Annotated in this window: 12 protein-coding genes, 1 tRNA gene, 1 other RNA gene and 1 pseudogene; 4 read left to right on the forward strand and 11 right to left on the reverse strand. The window is 45.5% G+C overall.

The window, feature by feature from the left end:
- Window positions 1-29: 29 nt before the first annotated feature.
- The 3 genes from Q0986_RS03210 to ffs all read right to left on the reverse strand — a co-directional run bounded on the left by Q0986_RS03210 (window position 30) and on the right by ffs (window position 1,067).
- Window positions 30-425 (reverse strand): hypothetical protein, encoded by a 396-nt coding sequence (locus Q0986_RS03210; protein ID WP_299403660.1) that lies wholly within the window; start codon window positions 423-425, stop codon window positions 30-32.
- 47 nt (window positions 426-472) lie between these two features.
- Window positions 473-826 (reverse strand): hypothetical protein, encoded by a 354-nt coding sequence (locus Q0986_RS03215; RefSeq protein ID WP_299403664.1) that lies wholly within the window; start codon window positions 824-826, stop codon window positions 473-475.
- Between the two features lie 144 nt (window positions 827-970).
- Window positions 971-1,067: signal recognition particle sRNA small type (gene ffs, locus Q0986_RS03220), an RNA gene on the reverse strand.
- Between the two features lie 237 nt (window positions 1,068-1,304).
- Here ffs and Q0986_RS03225 point away from each other — a divergent pair.
- Window positions 1,305-1,378, forward strand: a tRNA-Pro gene (locus Q0986_RS03225).
- Between the two features lie 248 nt (window positions 1,379-1,626).
- Here the strand turns inward: Q0986_RS03225 and Q0986_RS03230 are convergent.
- Entirely contained in the window at window positions 1,627-1,866 is a 240-nt protein-coding gene (locus Q0986_RS03230; RefSeq protein ID WP_299403667.1) for a hypothetical protein, read from the reverse strand.
- A gap of 228 nt (window positions 1,867-2,094) precedes the next feature.
- Between Q0986_RS03230 and Q0986_RS03235 the strand changes: the two genes are divergently transcribed.
- The 3 genes from Q0986_RS03235 (at window position 2,095) to Q0986_RS22855 (ending at window position 3,186) form a co-directional block, all read left to right on the forward strand.
- Complete coding sequence (locus Q0986_RS03235; RefSeq protein ID WP_299403671.1) at window positions 2,095-2,346, forward strand: type II toxin-antitoxin system Phd/YefM family antitoxin; 252 nt, start codon at window positions 2,095-2,097, stop codon at window positions 2,344-2,346.
- Window positions 2,347-2,352: 6 nt separating this feature from the next.
- Window positions 2,353-2,616 (forward strand): Txe/YoeB family addiction module toxin, encoded by a 264-nt coding sequence (locus Q0986_RS03240; protein ID WP_299403675.1) that lies wholly within the window; start codon window positions 2,353-2,355, stop codon window positions 2,614-2,616.
- A 393-nt stretch (window positions 2,617-3,009) separates the two neighbouring features.
- A complete protein-coding gene (locus Q0986_RS22855; protein WP_366918499.1) occupies window positions 3,010-3,186 on the forward strand; it encodes an HNH endonuclease signature motif containing protein in 177 nt (58 codons plus the stop codon).
- A gap of 67 nt (window positions 3,187-3,253) precedes the next feature.
- Here the strand turns inward: Q0986_RS22855 and Q0986_RS03245 are convergent, their stop codons facing one another.
- From Q0986_RS03245 to Q0986_RS03275, 7 genes and pseudogenes are all read right to left on the reverse strand, one after another.
- Complete coding sequence (locus Q0986_RS03245; protein WP_299403679.1) at window positions 3,254-6,778, reverse strand: polymorphic toxin-type HINT domain-containing protein; 3,525 nt, start codon at window positions 6,776-6,778, stop codon at window positions 3,254-3,256.
- Between the two features lie 975 nt (window positions 6,779-7,753).
- Window positions 7,754-7,876 (reverse strand): annotated as a pseudogene (locus Q0986_RS22860) (Zeta toxin family protein); the annotation flags it as partial.
- Window positions 7,877-7,931: 55 nt separating this feature from the next.
- Window positions 7,932-9,251: a DUF6745 domain-containing protein gene (locus Q0986_RS03255; RefSeq protein WP_299403687.1), complete on the reverse strand. Its 1,320-nt coding sequence runs from the start codon at window positions 9,249-9,251 to the stop codon at window positions 7,932-7,934.
- On the reverse strand, window positions 9,238-9,540 hold the full coding sequence (locus tag Q0986_RS03260) for a hypothetical protein (protein ID WP_299403690.1): 303 nt from the start codon (window positions 9,538-9,540) through the stop codon (window positions 9,238-9,240). Before Q0986_RS03260 ends, Q0986_RS03255 begins: the two co-directional genes overlap by 14 nt.
- Window positions 9,541-9,680: 140 nt before the next feature.
- Window positions 9,681-11,972, reverse strand: a complete 2,292-nt coding sequence (locus tag Q0986_RS03265; protein ID WP_299403694.1) for an NACHT domain-containing NTPase — start codon at window positions 11,970-11,972, stop codon at window positions 9,681-9,683.
- A gap of 167 nt (window positions 11,973-12,139) precedes the next feature.
- A complete protein-coding gene (locus Q0986_RS03270; protein WP_299403698.1) occupies window positions 12,140-12,841 on the reverse strand; it encodes a response regulator in 702 nt (233 codons plus the stop codon).
- A complete protein-coding gene (locus tag Q0986_RS03275) occupies window positions 12,834-15,218 on the reverse strand; it encodes an ATP-binding protein (protein ID WP_299403702.1) in 2,385 nt (794 codons plus the stop codon). The genes Q0986_RS03270 and Q0986_RS03275 overlap by 8 nt, the downstream gene beginning before the upstream one ends.
- Window positions 15,219-15,860 lie beyond the last annotated feature (642 nt).

Consider the following 15,860-nt stretch of genomic DNA (forward strand, 5'->3'; position numbering starts at 1 on the left):
TGGAAGGCGATTACACCTAATCTGCCCTACTAACAGGACTCCCAGTCAGGGCATGAATCGGCTGGTGCGCCATAGGGATGCATCCCACATACCAGAAAATGCTCTCCGTAGGTTTTGCCATGATAATGGCGACAGCCAATGCAGGCTGGCTGCTGATCAAATAGGGGGGAAAGCCGTTGCGTGAGGGGGGCCGCGAATTCTTCCAGAGCTTGATCAAAGGCCACGATATCAACCATAACAGGCTCAAGCAGATCGTCTAACCCTTTCTCTATCTCTACCACCAGAGGGTCGATCAGATCATCCAGACTTTGGTCAATCTCTAGGGCTGCTTGATCCAGGGTCTTGATGACATCGCTGACGAGCTGATCGGTTTGGAGAGTAACCTCTTCCAGGATATTTTGCAGATCTTTGGGGAACCAATCCATGTTTCGTTTCTGTACAGATACTCAGTGGGCCAGTTTTTAGAAGAAGCTTATGGATCTTGAAGGCGGCGCAGCTCTTCTTCTAATTCTGTCACTTGGGCCTGTAGGTCTGCTGAGGGGGAAGGCTCCTCTTGCTCTTCGCCTGTGACTAGCTCAATGGTCTGGGGTTGTTCAGGATAAGGGACTTCCTCTACAGAAACAGGCGTAGGGTTGGTATTGAGTTGGTTGAGCCACTGGTTGGCTTCTTCAGTACTCATTTCACCCCGGCGGATCATTTCATCCGCAAGCTGTTGAGCCCGTTCTTGGATCTCAGCGACTTTATTCCCAGCTTGCTCACCAGCGTAGGACGCAACACCAACGCCTAGGTAAAAGGCTTTCTTAACAAAATCAGGCAGGTCGTTCATGGCCCTATTTTAAAATCTAAATTGACTGAATGAAGTAAAAATGCGGCGGTGCGATGGTCTCCGACCGGCTTTTGGCCATCGCGATCTCCAAGACGAGACCAGTAATATTGCCATACCCTTAGGCCATTTACATCTAGAGACAAAAGTGACCCGGAGTCCACGCCTATCACAAGCATCCCGTATTGCTGCTACCTTCCGGTCCTGACAAGATTGAGGCGTTGTAATCGCATGGGTCCGAGTCTAGAGATCAGTCTAGCATTGTTATCTCGAATCAGCCTAGTTAAATTCTGAAGAAGGGCATCAACGACTGGCCGTGTTTCGTCTTGATGCCCTTACTTGTGTTCATTCCTCACACGGTCGTGATTATATATAATCTGAGGATACTTGTCATCTTAATAGATCAGATATTTGAGGTAGCTGTCATGAATAGACATCGTGCTAGGCTAATTTGGAAAGTCGCAGAATAACGAATCAATTACGGGATGTAGCGCAGTTTGGTAGCGCACTTCGTTCGGGACGAAGGGGCCGGAGGTTCAAATCCTCTCATCCCGATTTCTTCAAAAGTATTGCTAGTAAAGGATCTTAGGGTTTCAGGCAACGGCTGCTAAGCTTTTTTCTATTGTCACGAAGCCGACGATTTTGGGCGTGTTTGGACACGGTTGAGCGCTAAACTGACAGCGAATAGAATCACTGAAAGTCTTATCATATCTAAACTTTGCAGGAATGAGGGTCAGTAAAACTGGTAGGACGGTAAGTGGTAGGAAACAAAATCGCTAAAACTCTTCGGTGCGCAGTAGGGACTATTGGTTATCGAGGTTATCGACTCGTCTTTTGAAGGCTTGTAATTCTTCGTGCACGGTTTGGATATCACTCTGTTGATTGATGGAGTATCCCACCAGGTCGGAAGTGACTGAACTCAGATTTAAAACCGTTTTCCCCAATGATGATATTTGCTCGGCATTGGCGAGGACGACTTCTTTGAGATCCGAGATATCGGATTTGAGAGATGAACAGAGCAATATGACGCCTGATATAGCCATCCGTTTGTCGACGGTGTTGGGGCGATCACCGCAAAGTTGGCTGTAAATCCAAATAAACTACGATTTCTAGCAAGTTGAATAAGAGCAGCCTCATGAGGATTTACAGATGTTGGAGCTGGTTTAGTTTAGATGAATTAGGACATCCAATAACCCTGGTAACCTCTTTGAGCAAAAGCTATAATTATGTACGGAATTCCGTACGCTCAGATATTGCTGAGCCAAGCAAATATGGCTGACTCTACAATCTTCTCGGTCACTGAAGCTCGACAAACGCTCTTTGGGTTGGTAGATCAGGTGAATGAGTCCCATGAACCCGTGACGATTACGAGTAAGAGGGGGAATGCTGTGTTAGTGAGTGAACAGGATTGGAAGGCATTACAAGAAACGCTGTATCTGAAGTCGATTCCTGGGGTCTGGGATTCGATTGAGGCGGGAATTTGTGAACCTCTTGATGAATGCTCTGATGAGCTGGATTGGTAGTCCTAGATGTGGACACTTAAGTATACGAAGCAGGCTCAGAAGGATGCTTTGAAGCTGGCTGCTGCCAATCTAAAGGGACAAGCGCAACAGCTATTGGATATCTTGGCTGTGAACCCCTATCAATCTCCGCCTTCGTTTGAAAAGCTTAAGGGGACGTCTGAACCGACTTTTTCTCGGCGGATTAACATTCAACACCGATCGGTTTATCAGGTTATCGATGATCAACGGATCGTTAAAGTCCTAAGGATGTGGACCTATCATGGAGATTAGGGTTGAGAATCAATATGAGAACTTAACAGGAGGCTCGGCAGAATGGCGTTGTTAACGATTGAGATTCCTGATAATTTGATGAAAAAACTGTCTCCAATTCAGCATCAGTGACCGAAGCTACTTTATCAATGTTTACGGCCTTCTGCGCTCACAGCACAGGTTGACCACTACCTCTTGAACTTTCTGACGAGCCAGCCAACGCTAGAACAAGGGGCGGCTTTCCGACCGACTCAACAAATGCAAGATCGCCTTCAAATATCTGCTATTGCGGAGTGATGAAAGAGATATTGCATCAGAGGAGGGACGAGAATTAGATGCCTATGAACCAATTGAACATCTTATGGCCTTGCTCAAGTCTGGTTGTCTACCCTATCTTGCTACATTATTTAAAGTATGAGCAAAATTCCTGTCCCACTCCGTCTTCAAGTGGAAGATCGAGCTAATAATTGTTGTGAATACTGTCTGTTGCCGAACACCCTTAGTTTCTATACCCATGAGGTTGATCACGTGATCGCTCAGAAACATAAGGGTACGACATCAGCTGATAATTTAACCTATGCGGCGTTGTAATCTCCATAAAGGCTCCAATCTCAGTTCTTTTTGCCCCAACGCGGAACAAAAATTAGCTTTCGTTAACTTAGGAGGGATAAAACTGGCCAATATGTCCCTTATATAACCCAAGTGTATACTCTACACCGTTTACAATACCTTTCATTTGGCCAACTCCATTTGCTCCGATATCTGCAACTCTCTCTGGATTTTGCTTTAGAACCTCAGTTATCGAATTCGTTATTTCATCAATGGAGGTCTTTTTTGGAAAAAAAGACTGCACCTCACTTTCCGAACCATCATAGTAGGATGGATGGTGTCGTTCGAGAATTTCTTTCATGCGGCTTTTCTCAAGTAGAAGCTGTTGACCATTTATAAAGAAATTTTTAGATTCAAAGTCCGACAAGGCATTTACAACAGCATACGGATCATTTACGGCATTTGGGAACTCTTCATTTCCACAATTGTGAACTAAAATCTCTTGATCAGAAACGAAGTACGTATGGAAGTCATGAACCTCAAAATTGAAGACATCAAAATCACCATCACGTTGACTAACACGATCAATCTCCACAAACGTTTCTTCATCAGTTTGCAACATCATTCCTACTTCTAGGTTTTCAGCTTCAACCCAACCTTCACCTTCAACCCAGAATGGATGTTCAGTCGTCGTAGAAATAATTTCTCCATCAACATTGAGTTCGATGATGGTATCAACCTCACGAGAAAAAGTATTTAGGACTTGACGAGGTTCAACTTCTCCAGGGGTAGTAGGATTATCAGCAATTACCCAATCTCCAATTTGAAGGTCCTCAATATTTTTCTCTCCTTCAGGTGTTAATACTTCCGTGCCTGCAATAAAACTGCTAGTGAAACAACTATGTTGGTTTTTCCCATTATCAGCATCAGAGTTAGAGTTGGAAGCATCATCTGGTTTATTAGAACCAGACGCACCACCTTTTTTCGTGAGATCAATGCCAAGAACAAGACCTATCGCTCCATCAACAACTGCTTCTGCTATAATTTCGCTGGCTTGACTCAAATCCTCCTCACTGTCAGCGTTCTTCACCAAAAAAGCAAAATCATATAATCTCTTTGACGCTTCAGCAAACTCCTTACCTTTGATAAACCAACCGATAGGAGTAGCAGCTACAGCACCCTCAAGAAGAATAAAAGCGATAGTTGTTGGGTCAAATAATTCCCGTAACTGTTCCTTAAATTCTGGTCCGATGTCACCACCAATTTGCTCTAATATTTCTATACCTCTCTCTTTTATACTCATCAGATGCACAGGTTTTTCATCAGTTACTTGTGTAGTAGCACCTGAGCTTTCCTCGTCTCCACCTGCCGATGAAGAGTCACCAGTTAAATCACCTAATAACTCATCGCGGGTAGCATGCAAATCGCGGACTAACCGATCCAACGTTGGATCGTTATCAGTACCCTGCCAATTCTGGACTTTCTGATTCAACTCATCATATTTTTCAAGTACCCGTTCCGCATCCTGCCGATCAGGCGATCTAAACACTATCTCGTCTCGGGTAGTATGCAAATCGCGGACTAATCGATCGAAGATTGGATCATTATCAGTTCCTGGCCAGTTCTGGACCCTCTCCTCTATCTCATCGTATCGATCAATAAGCTGCTCTACACTCAGCGGCAAGCTATATGGTGCCTCCCCAATGTAGACATCGTCATTAGCTTCACCTTCAGCAAGCTCTGTTTCGGTTGCATTCAGCTCATTTTGTAAAGCCTGTGTAACAGAAGGGCTAGATGTTCCCAAGCTCTCAATCGTTTCTTCAAGTTCAATTTTATCAAGCTCTTCTTCTAGAGGAGTCAGCTCATCAAGTAAAGCCTGAGTAACAGATGAGCTAGATGTTCCTAGACCATCAATTTGCTCGCTGAGTGACTCGATTTCATTCCTTAACTGCTCCTCTATCTGGGCAGTCTCGGAAGATTCCTGCTCAGCAGCTGCCTCAGTCCCTGTACTTGTACTAGCTGCTTCTAAAGCAGCTAGAGTTTCTGGTCCAACTATGCCATCAATTTTTGTCAGATTATGATCTTCTTGGAATTGTCGAGTAATCTCATCAGTTTGGGGGCCGAAGTATCCATCTACCTCAATGTCATACCCAAGATCCTTTAAATCCTGTTGCCATTGCTCAACCCTTTCACCAGTGAGCATACTTCCCGAGGAACTATAGCTCAGTAAAACATCAGACTGGTCAGCATTTGAATAGAAATGCGTCTCTTTACGCAGGTCTTTTGCTTCCTCATTTATTGCCTGAGAAGCATAGGGACTTGCAGTTGCTAGTTGCTCTGACGTTTCCTCCAGTTTTGCAATCTTTCGTAAATCCTTTGCTTCCCCATTTATTGCCTGAGAAGCATAGGGACTTACAGTTGCTAGTTGCTCTGCCTCTGCTTTAAGCCTTTCGATTTCTCGATCTCTTTCTTCATCAGACGACTTAGAATTTTCAACAACTATTGTCTTACCATCAATAATTAGCGCAGAGCTATCATCTTCATTTTTTAGGTCTTGTAACTCATTATCAGAAAAGTTTTCTCCCTGAGCTAACCCTGCAAAAATCGCTCCTTCATCACCCGGTGAATCAACATCATTCAACTCCTGATCTAAGTAATGCCCAACTTCTTCCAACAGCACCCTATCAAGGACTTCAGGATTATCTGCACCCTCAGCTAGCGTTTCATCGGAAATAAAGATCCGACCATCACCAAAAGCGCCTAACCCCGCCAACTTCTCTCCATCAATCACTTCAATCTCAGGACCAGCCTCACCCTCAGCAAGCCCCTCAATGAGTTCTTCCACCTCGGTAACATCCACCTGATCCCCAAAAGCCGTTTTAATCGTGGCCTCAAAATCAGGATCCTCAGTCAAATCCATCAGATTATCTGCCAATCTGGAAGTCGCAGCCTCTAAAGCAGCTTCCTCCTTGGCAATATCCGAAGTTGTCGCCCCATATCCTAATGCCTCAGACACCTTTTCGGTAAAGGCACTCATAGAGTCTATGGCTTGGTTATAGCGTTGCTTAAACCTGGCCCAATACTCACTACGACCCACTTCATTTGCCAACTCATGGGCATCCTCCACCGTCTCTGCCAGTTTGCGATCCAGGGTATTATGCAGACTGTTATTGGGATCGTTCCAGTTCTCCCAAGCATCATTAATCGTGCTTTGAACTGTATCAGACAGTGCTTCCAACTGATCCTTCGCAAACAGAGAACCACTTTCTACCGCCTGCTCAACCGCATGGGTGCCTTGATCCAAAAGCCAACTCCCTGATTCCAGAGCAGCTCCTAACCCAGGCAAATGAGCCACCACTTGGTCAGCAGAGAAATTCGTGGGCGCTAAAAATCCTGTGGTTGAGGCTTGCTCACTATTCGCATCGTCTTCAAGGTCACTTCCCTCGGCGTCCTGGCTGCGCTCTTGCACAATAGACTGGAACACATCTTCAAGACTGGGCATCCCTTGGGGCTCAGAACTCAGAGACTCCCCAAAAATACTTTGATTATGTTCCTGAAAACTACCCGCTAGCGATGAATCAAAGGTGTTGGAAGAAGGTGATTTGAAGAATGTTTCCAACTCTCGATCATTCATATTGAATCGTCCTTAAACGCCTACTTTTAAAACAGAAGCTGCTTTGAGAATGCTGCTCTTACCCTATATTCCAGATTTACTGAACAAATTTATGCACCTTCAGCAAACTAAAATTTTTTTGAGAACTGTCAGCATTACGGATACAGTCCCTCGGGATAAATGACCCAGTACCAGTGCAATATTCAGGAGCAGTCATTGAGGAATTTATCTCCATTAGCTCCCATGATTCAAACTACAATGCACTCTCTATAAGCCCCAACCCAAGAGACATGAATGGAACTCACTTGCAAAGATTTGAGGTTAAGTCATTAGTTGGACTTACTCCTTCAACGGCACAGTTGAATGATTAGGGATCGTAACTACTCAGGCTATCCCTAAAACCCCTAAACTCACTTATAGTAAAAACTTACACTCAATTTTTGCTTGGATTTTAATTCTCAATAAAATGGGCAATTCAACTCCTTATTGAGAATTTCGATTATTTTGATGTTTGGAGATTAATAGCAAACACCATATGTAGTGTTTTGAAAAACCAAAATTCTAAATGTAGTGCCTGAGTAGTAACTTGGGATCTTTAAAATTGCCGATGCAGAAGTGCTCTAATTGATGTCATCACTGCTAGAAAACCAACACCACACTGGGTTGCTTTACTATCATCTTGCAAAGCTAGTTTTTGGAGGAGATGAGCAAACCTTTCCAAAAAAAACTGTAGCATACCTAACCAGTTAGATCCGTTAAAATTAGTCAATAAAATTGAATATAATCTTGAAAACTTACTGAAATCGCCTTATTTCAATTGTTTGCATGTTTTCCCCCGTACCTGATTTGAGTGGCAACCCACTGCTTTACATTTTTAGTACTGATGACTATAGGATTACTGGCAGCAGGAAGTGATGGCATTAACCAGATCACCCGAACCTTCAGAAGTCTGGTACTCCTTGTGAAGGGGGCTGCGGATACTGCAGCCAGCGCTTTAATTCGCTTCACCATTAACCGCCCAGACTGCATGGCCCTTGCCTCTGGATTAAGGGGAGAGAGACCGGCTGCGATCGCATCCGCTTTTACATATTCAAATACCCCCAACAAGGTTGGCAGAAGGCTTAAGGCACCGCGTCAAACGTGATCACTCACATCCGGCGTTTTGCCCCAGCCTTTAAGATTCTTGGGCAAACTCTTCTGGATCCGTATCCCAATTGACCCAACGAATGGCTTCCCGTGCTGATTGGATACTGGGGGGAACCCGAGTGGCATGAATATAGCCCGTACTGGGACAGGTCATTTTCAATAAATAAATCGGTTCCACATCAATCGTCGGAGCAACTCGTAACAACGCATATTCTCGCCACGTATCCAGGGATTCGGCCTGCAGTTCCTGACAAAGGCGGTCATAGCCAATGCCCTGCATCAAAACCCGCCGCAATTCAGCATTCTGTTCATGCAACAGCCAGTCTGCTTGCCATCGTTGGGGATGAACGGTTCCATATCGTTCTGGGAGTTGAACGCCATGAAACTGATAACTTTGATACCCATCCGCAAACTGGAGAGCAGGCCCGCCTTCATCATGCAGCCGTCCTTCAGGATCAGCCAGGCACCGTAAGGGGCGATCAAAGACGAAGCAGGATTTTTCACAAGGGAGCAGTAAACCGCAATGGATCGAGAGCGATCGCAACTGCTCCCATGCCTGGACGTCATAATCACAATTCAACACTTCAACACAAAAGTCCAACAGGCAGGGATGAAGGACGTCTGTTGTCCGAGTCAGGGCCTGCCATCCCATTCCGACTAGCCCTACGGTCGCCAACATCTGGTGCATTCCCTGTTCCCAAGTCTGAATATCAGGCTGTTGTCGCACAGGGGAAAAGACATCTTCCAAGGCTTGGCCAACCGGTTCCCCCCATTGCCAAAAGGTATCTCCCAGCTGGAGCAGCAGATCGCCTCCTGGCTGTTGCTGTAATGTTTGCCGCCATTCCGTCTGTTGCTGCTGCCACAGTTGTTCCAGGAGATTAGTGGACCACTCTCGTCCCGGCTCACTTGGCCCTCCAAACTCATGGGTGCCCCAAGGTAATAATTCGGCTATGGGCATCCACGTGGTCAGATGTAAGCTGGCAGATAAAGCGGCCAACTCCGTAATCTTGAGCCGTTCATTAATATCCAACAAGAATTCAGGGGTGAGCTGAGCCTGCACGTGATGGCTTAACTGCATGGCTAAGGGAAGCACCAACATCGGCACACCAAACTGATGGAGGAACTGATCAATACGGTACGTTTGGACAAACGATTGGACTTCTAACGGTCCGGCAAAGAACAAGATCTCCGGTTGGGGTTTACCCATCCATGCATAACACTGCTGGATCGTTGCTTCTGCTTGTTGGCGGTCGACGGGAGTTGTGGAACAAGCAACCGCTCGCCAGCGTTGGGTATAGGTTTGGAGTTGATGATCTTGGTGAGGCGCTAAGGCGCTAATCGGCAACATAGCGCCAACCTTCAGGTTCGTATTCTCGCTGAATCCGAATCTGCCAAGTTCCCTGGGGAATCGCCAGAGCGTGATGCTCTTCGTGGGTGAGTGTGGCTTGAGGAGATAAGACTCTCAGGTAGAGCGTGCCATCTTTTTCAAAGAGTTCGGCTTCACCATTACTAATCCGATGGCTATGACCGGTGACTTCTCCCTCCGCTAACGTTAAGTGTGGAAGGGGACGACCTAAGCTCAGTGTAGCGTTCGACAAAGGTCTGAGTATTACATCACCTTGACGGATCGGTTGCATTTTTTATTCTCTCCACCACATGTTGTTTTTATTGTGGCATAGGTCTTCAGATTCGCCGCAAAACCCATGAATATCTTTATCATGGCTGATAGACAACGTTCATATGAAGAGCCACTGCGGTTGACGAGAGCTAAGGTCTATTAAGACGTCAATGCCAAGGGTAAGGTAAATAGCTCGGCCTCTAGCGCCGTTCGAGTCTGAGATGACACATAGCAGTCCCCATACAGACACTCCACTAAAATTTGGAGGGCCGTATGGTATTGCTGGAAGATATCTTGTTCTTCTAACCCTTCCAGCCATTCTGCTTGGAATCCGCGATGCTCAATCATCAGAGCCTGTAACTCGGCTTGCCATTGTTGCCCCTGTTCCTCACTCCAAGTCTGGAGCTTCTCGCGATTAGTGTCGAATGGGAGTTGGGCTTTGAGCTGTTGGAGAGCTTGCCATAACTGAGAATTAGCGCACATACTTTCTTCAATCGCGCAGAAGGTCGGCAGAAAAGACGTTGAGCGGTCCTGAGTGCCTTGCCGCAGGGTTTTAAGGGTTAGACATAGAGCATAATCCAGGGCGATATCGGTGGGTAGGTTTTGCGTTAACGTCGGATCGATACAGTTGACCCAGTCTAGATCTTGTCGGAGTAACAGGCTGAGGTAGACCGCTGTGGTGGGTAACGGCTGATCACCGATCTCGACGGTACTAGCCTTAGCCCGGATAGCATCTAGAAATGCCCGCAAATCTGGATTCGTTTGAACCAGTAAGGTTAGCTGCTGATGAAGGTGCTGAATAAAGGTATCCGCATTCGGTAATAAGCTGGCCGTTAGTAAGATCACTTCTCGCCATCTCGCATCCGTGATCCGTGTGGTCAATTCTTGGAGTGAGTTCTGCGACTCTGAGGTAGCAGCAATGATTTTACGAGCGGTCAAATATTCCTGAAACGTCAAATGGGAAAAGGAATAAACTTCTTTGGCACGTTGTACTAGAAGGCCTGACTGTAGTTCAATACTTTTCAAAATGACAGTGCTCCGAGACCATAGGGTCTCAAAATCTAAGGCTTCAGTCGCCGTTGATTGCAAATAGTCCACAATCAAATTCAAAACTTGGCGTTGCTCAAAATAGTAGTTTCCTTCAGTAAAGGTCGTGGCGGCAATTTGACAGAGTAAGGTGATGGTCTCTGGTTTCGACAGCGACCACTCATCTGTTTCTCGTTGAATGCCCCGCGCTTGATCCCACCGTTCCAGCAAGATTTCTAGCCCTGCTTGGTACAGTTTGGCGCGCTTGGTGGGGAATGCCATCCGCTGCTGGAAGATGGAGCAAATCAGCCCTAATAGCAGCGGGGAAGCCGTTAAGTTGTGCAGCGCCTGATTTTCAGGCTGCTGAAGCTGTTGCAAAAATTGGGTGGCTTGTGTCAGTCCCGCAGTCTTGGAGTTGCGGGCCGTGGCCACAAAGTAGCGGCGAGCAAAGGATTCGACCTGACTTTGTTGAAAATCAGCCAGTTCGATATAGTGAAAGCCGCGGAAATGATACTGCTGAGCTTCTATTCGGCAGGTAATCAAGATTTGGTTGCGATAATACTCCTCCGAAAACTGTTGAATCTGAGTCAGAATCGTTTGGCTAAGAGAGGCTGGGACTTCATCTAAGCCATCCAGCAGCAGCAAGACGCGACCGCGATCCAACAAATCTTTAACGTGTTGCATCTCTAGACCACAGCGTTGCCAAAGTTGCTGAAGATAGGTAGGTAAGCTAGTCTCTTCTGATTCTTGCAGTTGAGTCGCAAAGGTTCGTAAGGGCAGAAATATGGGGATGCATTCCGGTTTGTATCGACCTTCATTACATTCCAAAGCCATATGGCAAAGAAAGGTGGTTTTACCGGCACCAGGCTTGCCTAAAACAACGACTTTATCTTGGTTTTGGAGAATTTCTAGACTGGTTAGGGTCGGCGGGTGAGAAACAAGGGGGGGCTCACTGTTTTGGGTGCCACTGCGCTGCAAATCGGAGACTTCTAGCCACTGTTGATGGCTGAGTTCGGAGAGGAAGTTCACGCCCGTATAAATGCGGCTCAGTTGAATGGGCTGACTGATATCTAAGGACGATTGCAAGGCACCACATTGAGCTTGGACTTGTCCCCGGAGTTGCGATCGCACTTTTTGCACCCAGGTATCAATCTCCAGATCGGTCTGTTCGGCCGAAACGGTTGTACTGGGGATCTGCAACTGAGGCAAGATCGCAATTTCTTGCCATTCCAAATCCAGCTGAAAGCATAAGTCAATAAAAATATGCCGTTCAATTGGACGCCCTGTAAAGAACTTCCAAACCGACTGTCGAGTTTCTAACCCCACCTGCTCTGCTAAATAAGCTTGGGTCCATCCGGTCCGCTGGAAGGCTTGTTTCGCGATAATTTGTCCCCGTTCTGAGGCATTGAGTGATCGCTTTGCCATCGATTTCGCTGCCTATTCTCTACCTATTACAACAATGCCCACGAGAGTGGGCAAACTAACAAACTGAGTTCTACAGCCCTTCAGTTTGGATGATTTTGGCTGGGAAATGGTGCCAAGGCCCGCCAATTAATCGGAGACCTGATCCTGAGTGAACGGCAGCGGTTGAGCTAGACCCGAGAATCAACGGTTTCCAGCTCACGGAAAAGCGCCGAACTTTCAGGTGTTAAAACAGCCTGTGCATCAGGAATTTGATTGAGCAAAGAGATTTCATCAGTGCAGGCTTCTTTTAGAATTTGCAAGCAACAATCCCGACGCGCACCCGGTTCTAATTTAGACAACATCTGAATTGCCAAACTCAGCTTAGGAATGGATTTTTTTAAATCTTGTTGCAATTGCTCAATGACATGCTCTTTCACCTCAGTACTCGTCTGAATTTTAGAGATTTTCTCCTGTAATTGTTCTGCTCGCTGATACTCGCGATTATATTGGCGGTGGACGATTTCACGCTTCGCTAGGCGAGTATTGACAGCCTCCAGCAGCTCGGCTCTGGAAAAAGGTTTAGTCAGATAATCATCTGCTCCAGAAGTCATCCCTTGACGAATTTCCGACTTATCCGCCATTGCTGTCAGAAAGATAAACGGAATCATGGCTGTATCTGGATTCTCGCTCAGTGTTGCCAGTACTTCATAGCCACTGAGTTCTGGCATCATTACATCACAAATGATCAGATCAGGCAGATGCTCTTGGGCCCACAGTGCTCCTAAAAAGCCATTCTCAGCGGTAACGACCGCATGTTCTTCTGCATCTAAGAGTTCAGCGATATTAGCTCTCACTAACTCTTCATCTTCAATCACTAAGATCTTAGCCATCTTGCTCTACCCTTTGGTTAATTGGAAGTCGCACAGTAAAGGTTGTGCCTACCTTTTCTTGGCTGGTGAGCGAGATTTCACCCCCATGCAAGTCAACAGAACGTTTGACGATGGCCAAACCTAATCCTGTCCCCGAAATATTGCCAACGTTGCTGGCGCGATTAAAGGAATTAAAAACGCGATCGCATTCCATTTGAGGAATCCCTAAACCGTAGTCTTTGACCTGAAAAACGGCATACTCATTTTCAAAGACCAAGTCAAAATTTATGGTTCCCCCTTGAGGAGAGTATTTGATCGCATTCGACAATAAATTTGTAAAGATATGCCGGAGCATTTTCTCGTCCATGCGAGTTTCTGTGGTTTGCTCTTGCAAACGGCACACAATCTCATGGGTGTTGGATGTAATTTGCAGCTCTTCGGCCAGACCTCGGCAAAACTCGGTTAGTTGTATGGGTACGGGCTTGAAGGCGAGGTTCCCCGATTCGGCTTTCCCGAGTAAAAGCACATCATTTAACAAGCCCGTCATATGTTCAACAGATTGTTGAATCTGATATAAATGTTTGAGCTTGCGGGTATCGTCCCATTTGTGACCGTAGTGCTCTAACAACTCTGCAGAGGAGAGAATGGTGGCTAAGGGTGTTCTGAACTCATGGGAGGTCATGGCCACAAATCGAGACTTGAGTTCGTTCAGTTCCCGCTCTTTGGTCAGGGCATTGCGAATATCTTCTTCAGATCGTTTGCGCTCAGTAATATCGCGAATCACTGCCATCACCTCATTTTCATCGCTGACAGCAATCCGGGCTTCAAAGACCAAGCGGCTCCCCTCCTGTTCTAGCTGATATTCGAAGAGCTGCATCTCCTTACTGGCAAGTGCTGTCTTGATGCAGGTCCTAAAAGGCTGTGCGACTTCTTGGGGAAAAACATCCTCTAGGGGCTGATCTAGAAACTCCTTAGTGGGAATAGGCAGCTTGGTATTCGGGGCATCTTTGTAGTTCACAAATATGCCGTCTGCATTTAACCGGAACATCCAGTCCGGCATAGCATTAATTAAGGCTCGATTCGTAGCAATGCTAGAGTACAAAGCTGCTTCAGCACGTTGTCGTTCCGCGATTTCACTTCTAAGTTGTTCGTTACTTTGTTTGAGTTCTGCAGTTCGCTGTTGCACACGTACCTCCAAGTCATTATGGGCTTGCTGCAAGGCGGCTTCAAATTGTTTGCGATCGCTGATATCTCGCCCTTCAAAAATAAGCAAGATGACTTCACCCAGCTCATTTCGGACTGGTTTTAGGGAAAAATCAATGGTAGCAACCATATCTCTTGCGCCTAAAACTTCTACCTCATAACGAATAAATCTTCCTTGCGCAGCTTCAAGTACAGCTGCCTGCAATTTCTGTTGCGTCGCTATTGAAGTGGTCCACCACCGAGCTTGCCACACGGGCTGATCCACCACATCCTCGATCCGAAGTCCGCCAAAATCTAAAGCGGTTTGGTTTGCTTCCAATAAAATGCCATCTGGTTTTAAGAGACCTGAGAACTGAAACGTCTGATTGAAAATCGCTCTAAAGCGTCGCTCACTATCTAGAAGAGCTGCCTCCGTTTGTTTTCGTTCGGTGATATCGACAAGATAGATCCGGATCAAATCACTTTCAGCAATAAAATGACCCGATTGCTCAAATACTTGATCGTTAATTTCAACCTCACGCACGAAAAACTTATTGCTATGGTGATCAGTCAGAGCCACTAACCCAGCTAAGATAGGATGTTCAGCTTGAACCTCCTGTAGCCGAGGGAATTGGGCCATGGCAGCGGGGTTCATATAAGTAATTTTGCCCGTTAAGTTAATCTCAATGATGGGGTTTGAAAATAACTCTGGAAAAGACGCTAATCGAATCAGCGCAGCTTCATTCGCACTAGTGAGTATCTCATCCGGTGGCGTGAGCGTTTGCAGCGGATTATTGAGATTCGATAAAAAGCCCGTGACCTCTTCTGAAGCACATGATTCCAAGAAGTGAACATCAGCAACATTGTTCGTCATATAGTATCTGGCGCGCACTTCTTGACCAAAAACAATTTCATCACCATGCTTTAAATCATGGGAAATACAGGCCTGGCCATTCACACTCAAACCATTTTTGCTGCGTTTACCTTGAAGATCACCATCAATCAAGCGAAACATATGACAGCTCGTATCAGGAAGGGTAATCCTCATCAGCAGTGCATGTTGTCGAGAAGCAGAGGGTGAATGAATCACAATCGAATTACTGAGATCTCGACCGACTGAGCAGGTTGAATCCTTTAAGGGGATGGTGCGCTTACCTTGCTCATCTTCGACGACTAAGAAATGCTGAACTTTTGTAGAAGAACTCACCGAAAACATCGATTTGTGTATATGTTCTATATTTGTTCTTCCTTAATATGCCCATTACATGAGCAAACCCAACGTGAATACTTCCTCTTAAATTCTATCCATAAAAACTAATACCATAACTGCTCCGTTTATTAACGGTAAACTTAAGCCTAAAAACCATATATACTGCGCTCCATTTGCCATCTATGCACTACAACAAACAGCATGGCACCCAAACGAAACTACCCAAAATATCACAGCTATTTCATTTCAGGTATAATTTTGTTTATCGCAATTATGTAGCATTTTTCTTTCATCTAAAAATCCTTCAAAAGTAGTCATAGAAAGAATTTTGGCATTTATTTTTAAGAGCTTTTGTATCAGTAAACTGTATTTTTTAAATCTTGAATGTATAAAAAATGTATTTTGTGTTCGACAATATAGGCTATTGCTTTCTGTTGAAGATAATGTTTTCTATGCACCTAGATTGAGAATATCTTTGTTTTTATATCCTTCTTGTTTGGATGATATTTATCTCTGGGCTAGGCAATATTTTTTGAAAGGTGCAGCATATCAGACTCTAGTTTCCGCTAAATGTTGAGATGTAATCGGAAGAATTGGCTAATCCATAATGGCAGATACCCAAGCCAGCCAGCCAAGAGGGGTATATGC

The organism is Acaryochloris sp. IP29b_bin.148 (assembly GCF_028285565.1).
Classification (GTDB): Bacteria; Cyanobacteriota; Cyanobacteriia; order Thermosynechococcales; family Thermosynechococcaceae; genus Acaryochloris.

Excerpts from the sequence above, each read along its gene's own strand:
- Q0986_RS22855 (WP_366918499.1), top strand. The coding sequence starts at position 3,010 with ATGAGCAAAATTCCTGTCCCACTCCGTCTTCAAGTGGAAGATCGAGCT.
- Q0986_RS03270 (WP_299403698.1), bottom strand. The coding sequence starts at position 12,841 with ATGGCTAAGATCTTAGTGATTGAAGATGAAGAGTTAGTGAGAGCTAAT.
- Q0986_RS03240 (WP_299403675.1), top strand. The coding sequence starts at position 2,353 with ATGTGGACACTTAAGTATACGAAGCAGGCTCAGAAGGATGCTTTGAAG.
- Q0986_RS03275 (WP_299403702.1), bottom strand. The coding sequence starts at position 15,218 with ATGTTTTCGGTGAGTTCTTCTACAAAAGTTCAGCATTTCTTAGTCGTC.
- Q0986_RS03260 (WP_299403690.1), bottom strand. The coding sequence starts at position 9,540 with ATGCAACCGATCCGTCAAGGTGATGTAATACTCAGACCTTTGTCGAAC.
- Q0986_RS03265 (WP_299403694.1), bottom strand. The coding sequence starts at position 11,972 with ATGGCAAAGCGATCACTCAATGCCTCAGAACGGGGACAAATTATCGCG.
- Q0986_RS03210 (WP_299403660.1), bottom strand. The coding sequence starts at position 425 with ATGGATTGGTTCCCCAAAGATCTGCAAAATATCCTGGAAGAGGTTACT.
- Q0986_RS03235 (WP_299403671.1), top strand. The coding sequence starts at position 2,095 with ATGGCTGACTCTACAATCTTCTCGGTCACTGAAGCTCGACAAACGCTC.
- Q0986_RS03245 (WP_299403679.1), bottom strand. The coding sequence starts at position 6,778 with ATGAATGATCGAGAGTTGGAAACATTCTTCAAATCACCTTCTTCCAAC.
- Q0986_RS03255 (WP_299403687.1), bottom strand. The coding sequence starts at position 9,251 with ATGTTGCCGATTAGCGCCTTAGCGCCTCACCAAGATCATCAACTCCAA.
- Q0986_RS03230 (WP_299403667.1), bottom strand. The coding sequence starts at position 1,866 with ATGGCTATATCAGGCGTCATATTGCTCTGTTCATCTCTCAAATCCGAT.
- Q0986_RS03215 (WP_299403664.1), bottom strand. The coding sequence starts at position 826 with ATGAACGACCTGCCTGATTTTGTTAAGAAAGCCTTTTACCTAGGCGTT.